The sequence below is a fragment of the Citrobacter sp. SX206 genome (assembly GCF_024181025.1).
GTDB lineage: Bacteria > Pseudomonadota > Gammaproteobacteria > Enterobacterales > Enterobacteriaceae > Citrobacter > Citrobacter youngae.
The window spans coordinates 2,108,320-2,123,804 of the sequence record NZ_CP049738.1 but is presented as its reverse complement, the minus strand read 5'-3'; the positions used below and the strand labels follow the sequence as shown (position 1 = coordinate 2,123,804).

Genomic DNA, 15,485 nt, shown 5'->3' with positions numbered 1-15,485 from the left:
TTACACTTATGGTGATCCGATGCGTGAGCGTTCTCCCTGGCAGCCGAGACTGTCCAGCAATGCGACATCTCCAACAGAACAATTAGTTGAGGCCCTGGCCGAAGATATCCTTTCAGGATCGCTTCAGCATGGCGCCCGCTTACCAGCCCACCGTAATTTAGCGGACACATTGGGTATCGGGCTTGGCACCGTAACGAAAGCCTATGGGATCCTTGAGAAACGTGGACTTGTCAGAAGTGTGAAAGGAAGCGGGATGTTTGTAGCACTAGCAAATTCGCGTGGTCAGACCGTCATCGATTTGTCGCAAAATACCCCCCCGGCTGCGCTAAGCTCGCGTTCACTCAGCGCGACACTTTCGGCAATCGCTCGCCGTCCGGATATGGACATGTTCAACACTTACGCGCCGGCAGCCGGCCATGACGAACACCGTCGCCTGATGGCTCGCTGGTTCAACAGGCTGGGAATGCCCGCTGATTATCGCCAACTCATTATTACCAGCGGAGCGCAACATGCGCTTTCAGTGGCGTTATCAACGGTATGCGAACCTTTTGGGACACTTTATGTGGAGGCGCAAACGTATTCCGGACTGATCCAACTTTCACGGCTGTTAAAACTGAGACTGGTTGGCATCCCGATGGATGACGAAGGGATGGATGTTTCAGTATTGGAGAAAATGCTGGATGCCAGCGATGACAAACGCAGTGCGGTATATGTCACTCCCCTGCTACAAAGCCCTTCGACGCGCATAATGAGTCTTGCCCGGCGAAAAGACCTGATACGCGTTTGCCGTGCAAACGCATTATTTATTATCGAAGATGATGTCTATCGACTCACCCGTAATATTGAACTCCCACAAATTGCCCGATTAGCACCGGATATCACTTTGTATGTAAATAGCTTATCTAAAATACTGAACCCCACGTTACGCATCGGCGGACTTCTGCTGCCTGAACAGCTATATTCCCGAGCTGAATCGATGCTCAGAGCAACGGCAATGATGGTTTCCCCGATAAGTTGCGCGATCATGGAGCAATGGTTACTTGATGGTACAGCGGAAACCGTAACCTCTGCGATAGAACACGAAACAATTCGCCGCTATGAATTAGCCTTTTCTATTTTAGGTGAGCATCTTTATCGCTCCGGGCATCCCAGCTTTCACCTCTGGTTGCCACTGGATCGCGAAAGCGTACAGCCGTTCTACGAAGCAGCCTTAGCGGCAGGGATCAAAGTTACCTCACCCGTATCAACAGAGGTCAACCCGTTATCCGAGCAGTCAGGTATCCGACTGTGCATTGGTGGGCCGGAGATAGAACAACTTCACCGGGCACTCTTAACTCTTAAAGAGATTGCCGGGCAGTTGAAACGTCCACACGTCCAAACTTTTTCCGTGTAGCGCGCAAGCACAATAGAAACAACGGAAAATGGTTTAAATTGAGCGGGATGTGGGGAAAAGCTGGAGATTTCCCCAGTTTATTGATCTGGCAAGAGGTTCTCCCCTGTTTCAATCCACATTATTGGGTTACTCTTTTAAATACAAACTGCGGTGACAGTTGTAAGGAGACCCTGTATGGCTATGTATCAAAACATGCTGGTAGTCATCGATCCAAACCAGGACGATCAACCAGCATTACGGCGAGCTGTTTATTTGCATCAACGGATTGGTGGCAAAATTAAAGCCTTTTTGCCGATCTATGACTTTTCCTACGAGATGACCACCCTGCTGTCGCCGGACGAGCGTACGGCAATGCGTCAGGGGGTCATCAGCCAGCGAACTGCATGGATACGTGAACAAGCGAAATACTATATCGAAGCAGGGATCCCGCTTGATATTAAAGTGGTCTGGCACAACCGTCCCTTTGAAGCCATCATCCAGGAAGTGATCAGCGCTAAGCATGACCTGGTGCTCAAAATGGCACACCAACACGATCGCCTTGAAGCCGTGATTTTCACACCAACTGACTGGCATTTGTTGCGTAAATGTCCAAGCCCGGTGTGGATGGTCAAAGATCAGCCGTGGCCGGAAGGTGGTAAAGCGCTGGTAGCGGTGAACCTCGCCAGTGAAGAGGCATATCACAATGCACTCAATGAAAAACTGGTCAAAGAAACGTTGCAGCTCGCAGAACAGGTTAACCATACCGAAGTACACCTGGTGGGCGCCTATCCTGTAACGCCTATCAACATTGCGATTGAGCTACCTGAATTTGATCCCAGCGTGTACAACGACGCCATCCGTGGACAACATCTGCTGGCCATGAAGGCATTACGCCAGAAATTCAGTATTGATGAAAAAGTTACACACGTTGAAAAAGGATTGCCTGAAGAGGTCATCCCGGATTTAGCTGAGCATTTACAGGCGGGTATCGTGGTACTCGGCACCGTTGGGCGCACCGGCATATCAGCTGCGTTTTTGGGGAATACCGCAGAACAGGTTATCGACCATCTGCGTTGCGACCTGCTGGTTATCAAACCGGATCAGTACCAGACTCCGGTTGAACTGGACGACGAAGAAGACGATTAATCCTGCAGCAAAATGCCGGATGGCGATGTCATCCGGCATGACATGTTCTTAGTGCTTCTCCTCGCCTCCGAGGAAATAGATACCGAGCGGAATAGCCAGCAAAATAGTAAAAACCATACTGTAGACGCAAATCATTGCGGATTGAATGGCATACATCGAAGCTGTCCAGTCGGAAAGCGGAATGTCATACTGTTCAATGACGCCACCAATCGTCGCGCGCGTCACAACCGATGCCGCAATAATAAATACCCCAAGCAGACATAACAGAAACTTCCGTCCCTTCGCTGTCTTCAGCTTAGCCATGATCATAATATCGTCCTTATGCAGATGAAAACCGTGTTACTTTGCAGCAACAATACCATGACATCAACTCACTGTCTGCTACATACGCCACACTCAAACTTGACATGCGCACTATTCGCCTGAAAATAACGCTGATTGTATTATTTCGCTCTCCTTTTGATGAATGATCTGACAGCCTGAACTGGGTAAAATATCCGCTGATGAAGGATGTCAGATGATATTTAGCTAACACGGAGTGACCTGGGAGAATCATGATCGCTGAACTGTTTATAAATAATGCGTTTAATTTAACGGTAATTCTCAGCAGCTGTGCAGCGTTAGTCCTGATGAGCGTGTGGTTTCATCGTAGTGAAAAACACTGCAAAGGATTCATATTCCACGCAGCACAGTTTTTTGTTTATGCCATTATCATTGGTACGTTTGGCACTATTGCGAATAACGTCATCGATAGTTATAAGCTGAAATTTATCTCCCCAAGCGTGGTCGACTTTATCTGTACCTCGTTGATTGCGTTGATCCTGACGATAAAACTCTTTCTGGTCATCAACCAGTTTGAAAAAACGCAGATTAGTAAGGGCAGAGATATCACCAGTGCGAGGATCATGTCACGCATCATTAAGATTACGATCGTCGTCGCCATCATCTTGCTGTACGGTGAGCATTTCGGCATGAGCCTGTCAGGGCTGTTAACGTTCGGCGGCATCGGCGGTATCGCTGTCGGTATGGCAGGTAAAGATATCCTGAGCAATTTTTTCTCTGGCATTATGCTCTACTTCGACAGGCCGTTTAGCATCGGTGACTGGATCCGCTCTCCGGACCGAAATATCGAAGGTACGGTAACGGAAATCGGCTGGAGAATGACCAAAATAAACACCTTCGACCACCGTCCGTTATACGTGCCGAACTCAATTTTCTCTTCCATCAGTGTAGAAAACCCGGGGAGGATGAGTAATCGACGAATCAAAACGGTGATCGGGTTACGTTATGAAGATGCTGATAAAATTGGCGCAGTTGTCGAGTCGGTCAGAAAAATGTTGCAAAATCATCCCGGAATAGATCAAAAACAAACCCTGCTGGTCTATTTTAATGAATTTGCCGATTCATCACTGAATATCATGGTGTATTGCTTCACGAAAACCACCGTGTGGCAGGAGTGGCTTGCTGTACAACAAGATGTGTACTTGAAAATTATTACAATAGTTCAGGAAAACGGTGCTGACTTTGCGTTCCCCAGTCAGACGTTGTATATGGATAACGCCGAGGCACAACCTTCTGCCCACTAACCAAAATCAAGACGCGGATACCCGCGTCTTTCATCTGTTCGCTGTCTGCTGAAAGCACAACATCACTGCCCCCGGGCGTCTGGCATCAGCTTCTTTGCCTGGCGACCGCGTGAATAACGTAACATCAGCCCCCAATGCTTTAGCAATCTTGATCGCCATGTGTCCCAGGCCACCCAACCCAACAACAGCGACTTTACTCCCCTGCCCAACCTGCCAGTGACGCAACGGCGACCATGTGGTGATACCGGCACACAACAACGGTGCAGCACCACGTAAGTCGATTCCTTCCGGCACCTTCACGACGAACAAAACTGTGCGGGACCAGATCTTCTTTCACCGCCAGCGCGGCATAACCCTTCACGTTCATGGCTATTTCGATCTCCTCAGAGATAAAGTGCACCTCAACCAGCATAGCTCAGGGCAACAGGTTGTACTCGGCGTCAGCGACCGGCTCCAGCCATTCATTCGATGCGCCTGCTACCGGGATTTCTACCGCAATATGGGCAAACCAGCTATCACGTGCAGCTCCGTGCCAGTGTTTCATTCCCGCCGGAATATGAACCACATCACCCGTTTTCAGTTCTCGCGCAGGTTGATTCCACGCCTGGTACCAGCCTCTGCCGCCAGTCACCAGCAGAATTTGACCGCCCTGATGATGAATGTGCCAAAAATTACGGCAGCCAGGTTCAAATGCAACGTTACCAATCACCACTCCTTCCATTGAAAGCATGGTCAGATAGCTGGTCCCGGTGAAGTACTTCGCATAGGCTTCATTTTTCTCTCCCCGGAGAAAGACGCTGTTGCCATCAAATTGTTCGTTCATCATGACTCCTGCTGGGGTATTAGCTAACGGAATTCCTTAAATACATTCATCAAGAACTGCACGGGCATTTTCCGCAATCTCAGCACCACAGTGCTGCTTAAGTAGCGCAGTAAACGCGATAAGTTGCTCAGGGCGGAACCCAACATTCAGGCTGATCGCGAAGTGACTTTTCAGTTGGCTGTTCACGCCGCCCAGTACGGCTAACGCAGAGACGGTTGCCAGTTCACGAGTCGGCCAGTCCAGTACATCGCGCTGAAAAATATCGCCAAACAGATGTGCTTTAAGCCAGGTATCAATGGCAGGGGCAAAATCAAACAGCGGACCGCTAACCGGCTGTCCAACCAGTTGGGTTTGCGTTTGGCTCCCCGCCAGCAGGCTGTTCCAGTCAACAGGTTGCGGCGTAGTGGATTTCCCTTCTGGATCCACAATCCCTTTTTCTTTGCGGACTTTCACTACCGACATCAGGCACGACAGGCCATTCAGGCTACGGGGAAAACCACAGTACGCGTAAAGCTGCTGTAAAACCTCTTTCACTTCATTCAGCGTTAGTCCTGCATCTAACCCTGCATTAAGCGCTGCCTCCAGCTTATCTGGCTGTCCTGTGGCAGTGAATGCTGCAATGGGGACAACTGCCAGTTGTCTGGCATTCAAATGATTTGACATGTTCGATTCTCCGGGGAGGCGACAGCCTCTGCCGCCGAATGCTGAAAACGCAAAAATTATAGAGGCTCAACGTATCGACGATTAGAGGGTCAAATAAGGACAAACCTATGAAGACAAGTCATGAATAGCGCTATCCACAATGTGGCAGTACAGCGCTGTCCGTCACATCCACTTGCGGTGCATCCAATTTCACGGGCCAGCGACTCATATGCTGGATAAACTCGACACATGAAAGATATTTTTTACGGCAGCCGAAACGCTGAAGTTCAGAGAGGCTGCCGCAACACTCGGTCTGGCCACCCAACAAATAACCCGAGGTATTACTGAACTACAGATCCTGCGCGGGCAATTTTGTCATCCGGCCTGATCTACGTATTACGCTACAATCTCGATTAAATTACCGTCGGGGTCCTGAATGACGGCCTCGTAATACCCGTCACCGGTGGTTCGTGGTCCGGAGACCAGGATGCCCTGTTCTTTTGCGCGTATAGCCAGAGCATCAACATGCCCCGCGCCACCAACAGAGAGAGCCAGATGCACCCATCCTGAAGTGTTATTGTCAGGTACAGGGTGGGTCAGTCCCGGTTTGGTCATTAACTCAATCGCAATGTCCTCACCAATGTTGACGAAATAAGATTCAAACCCGGGATTGGTTTTGCTGCAGTATTTTTCGTTTATCACACCATCAAAAAACGACACCCAGAACCGGGCTTGTCGTTCAAGATCCCGGGTCCATAAAGCCATGTGTGCAATTTTCATCGCGATCCTCTTATCGTTTACTCTGAACGGTACGCCCCCGTTAAGGGATATTGACATCCTGCATTATAATGCAGGATTATGCACGTTATTGCTCGATGTTTATTTTTATGGAGTTCTCATGCTCGATTACGCTGCATTCCCGGATCAACGCCAGGCGCTTATCTATCAGATCCTGCAGGAAAACGGCAGAGTGATCTGTACTGAACTGGCCGTCCGTTTGGGGGTGTCAGAACATACGATCCGCCGCGATTTACATGAGTTGTGTAAAGAAGGTGTTTGCAAGAAAGTCTATGGCGGGGCTGTCATTTCACTACCAGAGTCAGCTGACATCACAGTACGCAAGAATATTAATACCGCGAAAAAGAGCAGCATCGCGCAAAGATGTGCCCGGCTAGTGAAATCCGGAAGCTGTATTTTTATCGACACAGGAACAACCAACCTGGCAATGGCTGAAGCCCTTCCCGCTGAGCTGGCATTAACCGTCGTGACAAATTCACCTGATATTGCCGCCGTACTGCTGAAAAAACCGCTATTCGAGGTCATCATGTTAGGTGGGCCAGTGCAGCGATCGTCCGGTGGGTGCGTAGGTCCGACAGCCATTGCCCAGGTACAGGATATTTTATTTGATCAAGGTTTTATTGGTGGTTGTGCGATGGCACCGGAGTCCGGATTAACCGGGTTTGATTACGCCGATTGTGAGTTTAAAAAAGCGGTAATTAAGCAGTGTAACGAAACTATCGTCGCACTGACGGCGGATAAGATCCCTGCCGTCGCACGTTATGTTGTCACCGCCAGCAGTAACATTGATGTCATTGTCGTGGAGGAAAACATCAGCAAGCAGTACGGCACCGCTTTTCAGGCGCATGACATCCGCATTTACACCGTATAACGGTGGCGCAGACTTTTTACGTGTAAATTCAACGGAATATCACGGTGCTAAAAGTGGCGCCAGCCGTCAATGGGGTAATGGCTGACAGATAGTCCAGGCGAATTCTATGATGGTGTTCATGGCACTCCACAAGCAAGAATTCCTCTTTGTCTGCTGTGGTGCATGTCGTCACGGCCCTGGCATCAAAGTGTTCCCCGGTAGTCAGTTCAATGCGCAGCAAATAGTGATAAAGACAGGCAATCTCCAGATAGTCATGCAGATCGCAATCGACAGGATGGTACTTTTCTGCCGCACACATAAATCCCCCCTTCCCTATGTCCACGCCGGTTCGGGAAATAGCTCACGCGACTTCCCGAACATGCGACGCTATTTCAGCGCTTCGATAGGTGCGCCAAAGTTGATATGCAGCACATTACCGTCGATTACCAGAGCGGGAACAGACTTCACTCCGATTCGCTCCGCCTCTGCAACGTGATCGGGTTGTTCTCCCAAATGAATAACCTCGATTTCCACATCCGGGGACAGATACTGTAGCAGTGTTTCTTCTGCGGAAACGCAAACCGGGCAACCAGCATGATAAAAACGGGCTTTGGTCATGATACCTCTCCTTTAAATTTTAGTATCGAATCGATACTATAATTTATGCTACGCCAGTTTTATGCTTTGTCAATATAGTTTTTAGTCGATACTATATGCCGAGGAGGATTTTGTTATGCATGATATGTCGCTTTTTGACGTACTGGACCGACTGTCTGGTCTGACGCGGATGTGGTTTCGCCAGCATCCTTTACTGGCGGATCTTCAGCCAGTACAGCTCAGTGCGTTGATGTATCTCGCACGCTGTAACCGCTACTCCAATACGCCTCTCGCCGTGACGGACTACCTCGGTCTCACCAAAGGAACGGTGTCACAATCGCTAAAGTTGTTGGAATCAAAAGGACTGGTGGTACGCACGCAGGATGCCAGGGATAAGCGTAGCGTTCATCTGCAGCTCACCGAGTCGGCCAAAAATTTGCTGGATGCCCTGCTTCCCCCCTCATTTTTGATGACGGGCGAATCTGCGATGGGTGAACGCGCGGGTTTACTCAAGGAGCTACTCTTCGAACTTCTGCGGGGCATTCAGCGCACCAGTAATGTGCCGGGATTTGGTCTGTGCCAGAGCTGTCGGTTCCACCAAAAAGTAAATGGTCAGGGATTTTGTAATTTAACGAAAGAACCGTTGAGCGAGGATGATTCGATGTTAATTTGTCGGGAGCATCAGCCCCCGGACGTATGATCTTCTCTGTTATAGTGTCTTCATGTGGCCGGGTTGCCGCTTTCCAGGATAACCACTCGCTACAGGAATTTGACACGGCGATATTACGGTAGCCGCGTTCCCACGCCATATCGTCAACAATTTCTGCGGATTACGTATGTTGCAGGTGGTTCAGATCCCGTAGCATCCGCTTGAGACATTTGACTTTATTTTTATCGCGTATTGCCGCTGAAAACTTACTGAGCTGAAAAAACGTTTTGTCACCAAAACCATCAATGACTTTGAAACAATATTCCTGACGCGTGGCATCCCAGGCGTAGACGATGTTTTTACAATGCAGGGAGTTAATAATGACACCGGTACTGACAAACCACGCTAAAAAAACATTCAACTTCTGCAATTTGCTGGCATCAAGTTCTTTGTTCAGGGCAAGCTGATAAAGCGTTTGCGCGATGTGACCATGCTCATCACATTCCTTAACCGTGAGTTGCCCTATTCCTTTATTTGTTTCAACAAGTCCTTCAATTTTTTGCATATAAAATGCGTCGGTTTGGTGACTCAACTTACATTCTTTGATGTCCCGAAAGACCTCACGTAGCTTGCTTTTATATTTCGCAATGCCTGGAATCACGATTTTGACCAGCAGTTTACTATCCTGTGGATGCTGGAAGACGTAGCGATCGTTACCTCGTGCCAGCAAGTCTTCATCTTTCAATATAAGTATTTGTTTCATAATATTTTTTATTTTAACCCTACGTGAAATGGAGTTGCCTCAACGAAGAGTTGTCTCAGCCAAAAAATATTGTGTATCTGTCTATTTCAATGGTTGTTAAACAAATAGCGTATTCATCCAATAAATAACTTTTGTAGTGACGTACTGAAGCAAAGTAACGGTGGATGTGCAGCAGGTTGAACGCCAGGAGATACTGTTGGAGAAACCCACGCCAGCTTTGTTTTTTTGATGTTGTTAACGAAGGTAAACAGCGGAAGGTATTCAACTAAGCTTCATTCACCGTGACCTATGGTGCTGCCACCAGAGGCCGCTCGCGAATGGATGAGGCCGGATGTTGGAGGGGAAAGAAGCCGAGGACATTGCAGACGATGGTTTCGTGCCAGTTACAAAATTGATATGACAGGGCGTAACACGTACAGGCAAGAATGTAAAAATTAGGGAGCCAAACTACGTTGCGTCAGATAACCAGATTAAACCCTGCAAGGGAAAATCACTATGGATATCTTTCATACTAACTCCCAACAAATTGATTAAAAATCCACAGCAATACAATAATCATTATTTTCACATCAACCCAAAATCATTAACAATTCAGAGAGACGGTATCTGCCGATACTTCAACACTGTTCAAGAAATATAGATGACTCACTATGATGTTTATGCTCACCCTGTAGGTAATTTTTATACATCGTTGCGACATCAACACCGTAGATAACCGCTACCTGCGTTCTCTCCGCTGTGCGCCAGAAAACGACACCCGGACAATTAAAATTGAAACTCCTGCACGCCACAAATTTATCGTTCAGATGCCGGGAATCGTTTGTACAGAGTTGGTATTTCGACGTCAATAATGAGAATAACCCTGTAGCGAGTCACATTCATCGCTAACAATCTTCCGGTCGATCCCCACTGTTCACAGGCCAGATTTGGCCGTAACCCCTCGTGCAGTACGAGGTTAAGGTACCAATGATTCAGGCGGAAACACTCTGCCGGCGCAGATGCCTGATCCCCAAAAGCATTGGTCCCAGAAGCGCAAAAGAGAAAACCAGAATAATCAGCTCAGGAAGCCAGAATGTAGAAATAATTATTAATACTATAATTTCCCAGTTGTGCAATTTTCCCGGTTTTTCGTACGTCATCAAGACATAAAATGTTGCAAAAAGACACAAAGCAAAAAGTGCGTAACAAATAGTAATCAAAAACATTCATAATCCTTTGTTTATAAGCTAGTAACTGCACTTACAAGTCAGAGCATGTCAACCCTGCGAAATATACAGCTTTTCCCTGCTGTTTAGTAGTCCCTTGAAACACCAGGAAATAGATGCCCGCGCAGAGAAGAGACAGGTTTAAGTATGTGTCTGGCACGGATACTAACGTTACGATAACTGGGCTCTGGTCAGGTTACTATGCCGATTACATAAGGCTTCCCGATGATTCAACAGGTAATGGCGTCACTGTAGGTAGTGGGGATTTCTTGCAAAGTACCAACAAAGTTAATTCTAAGCCACATGCAATCCATATTGGTTTTTACACTGCAAATAACCATAGTCACAATATGATAACCTGGCCAGATACCATCAGTAGCTTAATCAGACTAAAATCTAACCACATACATAAACACATGACATAATATTAATAAACATTAATTCATTGAGATTATGGCAATCATCGTCCATATCAGGGCCATGCCCCCCGGCAGTTTCGAATACCTTGCTCGCCAATTAACGGCCCTTAAGTACTGTCGCCAGGGTTGCACGGCTGTTTTTTCTTCAAATATAACATCAGATTATGCAGGCTAATATAGCTGGCCGTTCTTTGTTGGGTTCCGACAATATTTTGCTTATCCACAATGTACAAGCTAAGTGCCCCGGTGCTTTCAGTTAAACTTCATATTTTGCACCACTACTTTAATTATTAAACCTTATTTCTACAAGCACCGACAGTGTTCTTTATTGAAGAATACCATTTCATTAAGTTTAAATGACGGTATAAATCGAAATCTGCAGTATGAATAACTCATTAGATATATTTTTATCATTATTTTTAATGAGGTTGATACTGATTGTCTGGAGATGCTGGCGCTGAAGTCAGCGCCAGTTCTGGTTTTGAAGTGGTTAACGAAGGTTAACAGGAGGACGTACGCAATTAGTGCTTAACAATATACATAGTGCGACTGTATGCCACATCCTCTGGGTTGGTAATCGGATACCCTTTCAGCCACGGTTTAATTAAACGTCCGTTGGTGTACTGATAAATCGGCGCAATAGGTGCCTGTTCCATCAGAATTTTCTCCGCAGCGTTATAATCAGCATTCCGCGCTTTCTCTGTATTTTCCAGAGTAGCCTGGGTCAACACTTTATCGTATGCCGGATTATTAAAGCGGGAGATATTGCCCGTATGGGTCGATGTTAATAATGACAGGAACGTAGAAGGCTCATTGTAGTCGCCCACCCAGGAGGCACGGATAACATCAAAGTTGCCGGTATTACGACTATCAATATAGGTTTTCCACTCCTGGTTTTGCAGTTTCACGTCAACGCCAAGGTTTTTCTTCCACATCGACGCGACTGCGATAGCTATCTTCTGATGGTTTTCAGAGGTGTTGTACAACAGTGTGAGTTTAAGCGGTTTCTGCGGACCATATCCCGCGGCACGCAGCAGCGTTTTCGCCTGGGCATTAAGTTCTTCCTGACTCATTTGCTCAAAGGGGGACGGTTCTGGCATAAACCCTGCTGTGACATCCGGCGTAAAGTGCCAGGCGGGTTTTTCGCCAGTTCCTAATACTTTCTCCGCCATCAGACGACGATCGATAGTCATACTGAGCGCCAGACGCACGCGTGAATCGGCAGTCGGCCCTTTTTGCGTGTTAAATGCATAGTAATAAGTACCAAGCTGCGGCGGCGTATACACCTGGCCCGGAATATCCTTCAATAGCTTCTGATACATATTTTTCGGGAAGGACTCAGTAATATCAATATCGCCAGCAAGATAGCGTTTGGTCGCAGCAGACTCCTGGTTAATCGGCAGGAAAGTCACTTTTTGCAGCACCGTTTTGGCGTTGTCCCAATAATGTGTATTCGGCACAACTTCCAGTTTCTCGTTAACCACACGGTCTTTCAGCACATAGGCACCGTTACCGATAAGGTTGCCTGGCTTCGTCCACTCTTTACCGCTTTCGACATTGGTTTTTTGGACAGGATAAAACGCAAAGCTCGCTGTCAGGTTGGCAAACCAGGGTAGCGGTTTGTCCAACTGCACTTTGAAGGTATGCGCATCCACCGCGCTGACACCTAACTTATCGGGCGCGGCTTTGCCATCGATGATCGCCTGGGCATTGTTGATCCCTGCTAGCGCGGCAAACCAGGCAAACGGCGATAGTGTTTTCGGGTCAACCAGACGCTGCCAACTGTAGACAAAATCCTGTGCCGTTACCGGCGTGCCATCGGCCCATTGCGCATTATTGCGCAACGTAAACGTCCAGATACGGTTATCATTACTCTTCCACTGTGTGGCGACACCGGGAATAATCTCACCCTTTTCATTCTGGTTGACCAGCCCTTCGAATAAATCGCGAATAACCTGAATTTCTGGAAGCCCAACGGCTTTTGCCGGATCGAGTGACGCTGGCTCATCTTTTATATGACGCACCAGTTCTTGCTTTTCTGCCAGTACCGTCCCGCTGGGAACATCAGCAGCCCAGGATAATGAAATGCTGCTAACCAACAGCGCACAACAGGTTACTGAAACAGAATGCTGCATAAGATACCCTCAATTCCGGCTACTAAGTGAATGTGTAATTATTTGTATCGCCAGCAGGAAATGCAATTAACTTCCGACAGGAAAGTGATATTACACCTGAAAAGATAAGTGTGTGAAAACGATTTGATTATCCATACATTTTGCACAACACTGCGAGTAACTATCCCAGCATTCAGAGATGACTATGACCGTTACCCGCCCCCGTGCCGAGCGCGGCGCATTTCCGCCAGGAACCGAACATTACGGACGTTCACTATTGGGCGCGCCGCTAATCTGGTTCCCGGCACCGGCAGCCGATCGTGAAAGCGGCCTGATACTGGCGGGAACGCACGGCGACGAAAACTCCTCGGTCGTTACCCTTTCCTGCGCATTGCGTACGCTTAACCCCTCCCTGCGTCGCCATCATGTGGTGCTGGCGGTAAACCCTGACGGTTGCCAGTTGGGTCTGCGTGCAAATGCAAACGGCGTGGATCTTAACCGTAACTTTCCGGCGGCAAACTGGAAATCCGGTGAAACGGTATATCGCTGGAACAGCAGCGCAGAAGAGCGTGATGTGGTGTTATTGACTGGCGATCATCCGGGATCTGAGCCTGAGACCCAGGCACTATGCCAACTTATTCACCACATTCATCCTGCATGGGTAGTTTCTTTCCACGATCCGCTGGCCTGTATTGAAGATCCCAGACACAGCGAATTAGGCGCGTGGCTGGCGCAGTCGTTCGAATTGCCGCTGGTAACCAGCGTCGGTTATGAAACGCCAGGCTCTTTTGGTAGCTGGTGCGCCGATCTAAACCTACATTGCATTACTGCAGAATTTCCGCCCATTTCATCGGATGAAGCGAGCGAAAAATACCTGCTGGCAATGTCTAATCTTTTGCGCTGGCATCCTTGAGATGAAGCTGTCCGGTTGTAAAATGCAAGGCAGGCTCCACGTCTCGGGCCAGCCACGTTGGGCCATCCAGATCGGCAAAGTTGACCTGTGGCGTAAGCGGCAATGCAGCGCCGATCGCCCTTGATGTACACAACATACAGCCCAGCATGAGTGCAAATCCCTGCTCGCGGGCTTCGGTCGCCAGCGCCAGCGCCTCCGTCAGTCCGCCTGTCTTATCCAGTTTGATATTGACCATTTCATAGCGTCCATGCAGCGCTTTCAGACTGCTGCGGGTATGGCAGCTTTCATCTGCACAGACAGGCAGCGGATGCACGAAATTCTCCAGCGCGGCATCATCATTAGCCGGCAGAGGCTGCTCCAGCATCGCAACGCCTAAATCCGCCATTAACTGGCAGCGTGCGGCCAGCCCTTCAGCACGCCAGGATTCATTAGCATCAACAATGATTGTCGCCTCAGGCACAGCCGCCCGGATCGCAACCATCCTTTCGCTGATTAAGTGTGCATCCAGTTTGACTTTCAGCAATCTGGCACCGTTATCCCATAGCGCAGTCGCGCTCGCCGCCATCTGCTCCGGCGTGCCGATCACGACGGTTTGCGCGGTCGTTACTGTTGCATCCAGTTCAGTACCAACGTAGTCGGCCAGAGACTGTTGTTGCTGACGCGCATTGAGATCCCAAAGCGCACAGTCAATGGCATTACGCGCCGCCCCCGCGGGCAGCAATGCCTGCAGCGCTTCACGCGTCACACCGTGTTCCAGTTGCGGCACAACACTCATGATTTGAGCCAGTACCGACGCATCGCTTTCGCCATAGCGAGGATAAGGCGTACATTCTCCAACGCCCTTTACACCATTCTCTTCCAGTTCAACCACCACCACATGCGCTTCGGTCCTGCTCCCGCGGGCAATCACAAAGGGAGTGTGTAACGGCCAGGCTTCCTCATACACCTTAACTGATCTCATTTGTTTTCCTTAATGCAGTCCCTGAAGCGGATATCCGCAAATAGCGTTTGCCGTGTTAACTGCTGATGGCATAAACTAGCCTTGACGTTAACTATATGTAAACAGGAAGATAACCATGTCACAAACCGTTCATTTCCAGGGCAACCCGGTTGCAGTTGCCGGCTCTATTCCTCAGGCTGGAAGCAAAGCCCAGGCTTTTACCCTTGTGGCTAAAGACCTGTCTGACGTTACGCTGGGCCAGTTCGCAGGCAAGCGCAAAGTGCTGAATATTTTCCCAAGCATCGATACCGGCGTGTGCGCGGCATCAGTACGTAAGTTTAACCAACTGGCGACAGAAATCGACAACACCGTCGTACTGTGCATTTCAGCCGATCTGCCATTCGCCCATTCTCGTTTTTGCGGCGCGGAAGGTCTGAGCAACGTTATCACGCTGTCCACCCTGCGTAACGCTGAATTCCTGAAAAACTACGGCGTTGAAATTGCCGAAGGTCCGCTGAAAGGTCTGGCTGCTCGTGCCGTTGTCGTTATCGACGAAAATGACAACATCGTGTTCAGCCAACTGGTCAATGAAATTACCAACGAGCCTGACTATGATGCAGCGTTGGCCGTGCTGAAAGCCTAAGTTGCCCTGAATACAAAAATGCCTC

17 protein-coding genes and 2 pseudogenes are annotated in these 15,485 nt (G+C 48.6%); 8 read left to right on the top strand and 11 right to left on the bottom strand.

The features are described 5' to 3' along the window. The first annotated feature begins 19 nt into the window (after positions 1-19). Both G8S19_RS10430 and uspE read left to right on the top strand, forming a co-directional pair. Complete coding sequence (locus G8S19_RS10430; RefSeq protein ID WP_253686529.1) at positions 20-1,393, top strand: PLP-dependent aminotransferase family protein; 1,374 nt, start codon at positions 20-22, stop codon at positions 1,391-1,393. A 174-nt stretch (positions 1,394-1,567) separates the two neighbouring features. Then, positions 1,568-2,518, top strand: coding sequence for a universal stress protein UspE (gene uspE / locus G8S19_RS10425; RefSeq protein ID WP_005126626.1), 951 nt, complete (start codon positions 1,568-1,570; stop codon positions 2,516-2,518). A 48-nt stretch (positions 2,519-2,566) separates the two neighbouring features. Here uspE and G8S19_RS10420 read toward each other — a convergent pair whose 3' ends face one another. Beyond that, positions 2,567-2,827 (bottom strand): DUF2534 family protein, encoded by a 261-nt coding sequence (locus G8S19_RS10420; protein ID WP_048211538.1) that lies wholly within the window; start codon positions 2,825-2,827, stop codon positions 2,567-2,569. Positions 2,828-3,072: 245 nt separating this feature from the next. Between G8S19_RS10420 and G8S19_RS10415 the strand changes: the two genes are divergently transcribed. Continuing rightward, positions 3,073-4,104 carry a mechanosensitive ion channel family protein gene (locus G8S19_RS10415; protein WP_048211537.1) on the top strand — a complete coding sequence of 344 codons (1,032 nt, stop codon included), beginning with the start codon at positions 3,073-3,075 and terminating at the stop codon, positions 4,102-4,104. Between the two features lie 22 nt (positions 4,105-4,126). Here the strand turns inward: G8S19_RS10415 and G8S19_RS10410 are convergent. From G8S19_RS10410 to G8S19_RS10395, 4 genes and pseudogenes are all read right to left on the bottom strand, one after another. After that, a pseudogene (locus tag G8S19_RS10410) lies at positions 4,127-4,410 on the bottom strand (zinc-binding dehydrogenase); the annotation flags it as partial. Between the two features lie 109 nt (positions 4,411-4,519). Further along, positions 4,520-4,927: a cupin domain-containing protein gene (locus G8S19_RS10405; protein WP_124021169.1), complete on the bottom strand. Its 408-nt coding sequence runs from the start codon at positions 4,925-4,927 to the stop codon at positions 4,520-4,522. Positions 4,928-4,963: 36 nt separating this feature from the next. Next, positions 4,964-5,590 (bottom strand): carboxymuconolactone decarboxylase family protein, encoded by a 627-nt coding sequence (locus G8S19_RS10400; RefSeq protein ID WP_048211534.1) that lies wholly within the window; start codon positions 5,588-5,590, stop codon positions 4,964-4,966. 375 nt (positions 5,591-5,965) lie between these two features. Continuing rightward, the gene (locus tag G8S19_RS10395; RefSeq protein WP_048211533.1) at positions 5,966-6,349 is read right to left on the bottom strand and encodes a VOC family protein; all 384 of its coding nucleotides are present in this window, start codon (positions 6,347-6,349) and stop codon (positions 5,966-5,968) included. A 118-nt stretch (positions 6,350-6,467) separates the two neighbouring features. Between G8S19_RS10395 and G8S19_RS10390 the strand changes: the two genes are divergently transcribed. Continuing rightward, positions 6,468-7,238 (top strand): DeoR/GlpR family DNA-binding transcription regulator, encoded by a 771-nt coding sequence (locus G8S19_RS10390; RefSeq protein ID WP_061067987.1) that lies wholly within the window; start codon positions 6,468-6,470, stop codon positions 7,236-7,238. Positions 7,239-7,266: 28 nt separating this feature from the next. Here the strand turns inward: G8S19_RS10390 and G8S19_RS10385 are convergent, their stop codons facing one another. Beyond that, on the bottom strand, positions 7,267-7,536 hold the full coding sequence (locus G8S19_RS10385) for a Rho-binding antiterminator (protein WP_040231149.1): 270 nt from the start codon (positions 7,534-7,536) through the stop codon (positions 7,267-7,269). A gap of 68 nt (positions 7,537-7,604) precedes the next feature. Continuing rightward, positions 7,605-7,835: a glutaredoxin domain-containing protein gene (locus tag G8S19_RS10380; RefSeq protein ID WP_048211530.1), complete on the bottom strand. Its 231-nt coding sequence runs from the start codon at positions 7,833-7,835 to the stop codon at positions 7,605-7,607. A gap of 115 nt (positions 7,836-7,950) precedes the next feature. Here G8S19_RS10380 and G8S19_RS10375 point away from each other — a divergent pair, with 115 nt between their 5' ends. Beyond that, positions 7,951-8,514 carry a MarR family winged helix-turn-helix transcriptional regulator gene (locus tag G8S19_RS10375; RefSeq protein ID WP_048211529.1) on the top strand — a complete coding sequence of 188 codons (564 nt, stop codon included), beginning with the start codon at positions 7,951-7,953 and terminating at the stop codon, positions 8,512-8,514. 130 nt (positions 8,515-8,644) lie between these two features. On the opposite strand, the gene G8S19_RS10370 is transcribed toward G8S19_RS10375, so the two are convergent. Beyond that, entirely contained in the window at positions 8,645-9,226 is a 582-nt protein-coding gene (locus G8S19_RS10370; protein WP_048211528.1) for a YrbL family protein, read from the bottom strand. Positions 9,227-9,511: 285 nt separating this feature from the next. Here G8S19_RS10370 and G8S19_RS10365 point away from each other — a divergent pair. After that, positions 9,512-9,623, top strand: a pseudogene (locus G8S19_RS10365) (SOS response-associated peptidase); the annotation flags it as partial. 574 nt (positions 9,624-10,197) lie between these two features. On the opposite strand, the gene G8S19_RS10360 reads toward G8S19_RS10365, so the two are convergent. Both G8S19_RS10360 and mppA read right to left on the bottom strand, forming a co-directional pair. Continuing rightward, the gene (locus tag G8S19_RS10360; RefSeq protein ID WP_048211527.1) at positions 10,198-10,431 is read right to left on the bottom strand and encodes a hypothetical protein; all 234 of its coding nucleotides are present in this window, start codon (positions 10,429-10,431) and stop codon (positions 10,198-10,200) included. A 940-nt stretch (positions 10,432-11,371) separates the two neighbouring features. After that, positions 11,372-12,985 carry a murein tripeptide ABC transporter substrate-binding protein MppA gene (gene mppA / locus G8S19_RS10355; RefSeq protein WP_253686527.1) on the bottom strand — a complete coding sequence of 538 codons (1,614 nt, stop codon included), beginning with the start codon at positions 12,983-12,985 and terminating at the stop codon, positions 11,372-11,374. Positions 12,986-13,169: 184 nt separating this feature from the next. Between mppA and mpaA the strand changes: the two genes are divergently transcribed. After that, positions 13,170-13,877 carry a murein tripeptide amidase MpaA gene (gene mpaA, locus G8S19_RS10350; protein ID WP_048211525.1) on the top strand — a complete coding sequence of 236 codons (708 nt, stop codon included), beginning with the start codon at positions 13,170-13,172 and terminating at the stop codon, positions 13,875-13,877. Here the strand turns inward: mpaA and ycjG are convergent. Next, positions 13,852-14,838 carry an L-Ala-D/L-Glu epimerase gene (gene ycjG / locus G8S19_RS10345; RefSeq protein ID WP_253686525.1) on the bottom strand — a complete coding sequence of 329 codons (987 nt, stop codon included), beginning with the start codon at positions 14,836-14,838 and terminating at the stop codon, positions 13,852-13,854. The genes mpaA and ycjG overlap by 26 nt on opposite strands. 115 nt (positions 14,839-14,953) lie before the next feature. On the opposite strand from ycjG, the gene tpx reads away from it, so the two are divergent. Then, positions 14,954-15,460: a thiol peroxidase gene (gene tpx, locus G8S19_RS10340; RefSeq protein ID WP_040230898.1), complete on the top strand. Its 507-nt coding sequence runs from the start codon at positions 14,954-14,956 to the stop codon at positions 15,458-15,460. Positions 15,461-15,485: the final 25 nt, after the last annotated feature.

Excerpts from the sequence above, each read along its gene's own strand:
- G8S19_RS10430 (WP_253686529.1), top strand. The coding sequence starts at position 20 with ATGCGTGAGCGTTCTCCCTGGCAGCCGAGACTGTCCAGCAATGCGACA.
- uspE (WP_005126626.1), top strand. The coding sequence starts at position 1,568 with ATGGCTATGTATCAAAACATGCTGGTAGTCATCGATCCAAACCAGGAC.
- G8S19_RS10420 (WP_048211538.1), bottom strand. The coding sequence starts at position 2,827 with ATGATCATGGCTAAGCTGAAGACAGCGAAGGGACGGAAGTTTCTGTTA.
- G8S19_RS10415 (WP_048211537.1), top strand. The coding sequence starts at position 3,073 with ATGATCGCTGAACTGTTTATAAATAATGCGTTTAATTTAACGGTAATT.
- G8S19_RS10405 (WP_124021169.1), bottom strand. The coding sequence starts at position 4,927 with ATGAACGAACAATTTGATGGCAACAGCGTCTTTCTCCGGGGAGAGAAA.
- G8S19_RS10400 (WP_048211534.1), bottom strand. The coding sequence starts at position 5,590 with ATGTCAAATCATTTGAATGCCAGACAACTGGCAGTTGTCCCCATTGCA.
- G8S19_RS10395 (WP_048211533.1), bottom strand. The coding sequence starts at position 6,349 with ATGAAAATTGCACACATGGCTTTATGGACCCGGGATCTTGAACGACAA.
- G8S19_RS10390 (WP_061067987.1), top strand. The coding sequence starts at position 6,468 with ATGCTCGATTACGCTGCATTCCCGGATCAACGCCAGGCGCTTATCTAT.
- G8S19_RS10385 (WP_040231149.1), bottom strand. The coding sequence starts at position 7,536 with ATGTGTGCGGCAGAAAAGTACCATCCTGTCGATTGCGATCTGCATGAC.
- G8S19_RS10380 (WP_048211530.1), bottom strand. The coding sequence starts at position 7,835 with ATGACCAAAGCCCGTTTTTATCATGCTGGTTGCCCGGTTTGCGTTTCC.
- G8S19_RS10375 (WP_048211529.1), top strand. The coding sequence starts at position 7,951 with ATGCATGATATGTCGCTTTTTGACGTACTGGACCGACTGTCTGGTCTG.
- G8S19_RS10370 (WP_048211528.1), bottom strand. The coding sequence starts at position 9,226 with ATGAAACAAATACTTATATTGAAAGATGAAGACTTGCTGGCACGAGGT.
- G8S19_RS10360 (WP_048211527.1), bottom strand. The coding sequence starts at position 10,431 with ATGTTTTTGATTACTATTTGTTACGCACTTTTTGCTTTGTGTCTTTTT.
- mppA (WP_253686527.1), bottom strand. The coding sequence starts at position 12,985 with ATGCAGCATTCTGTTTCAGTAACCTGTTGTGCGCTGTTGGTTAGCAGC.
- mpaA (WP_048211525.1), top strand. The coding sequence starts at position 13,170 with ATGACCGTTACCCGCCCCCGTGCCGAGCGCGGCGCATTTCCGCCAGGA.
- ycjG (WP_253686525.1), bottom strand. The coding sequence starts at position 14,838 with ATGAGATCAGTTAAGGTGTATGAGGAAGCCTGGCCGTTACACACTCCC.
- tpx (WP_040230898.1), top strand. The coding sequence starts at position 14,954 with ATGTCACAAACCGTTCATTTCCAGGGCAACCCGGTTGCAGTTGCCGGC.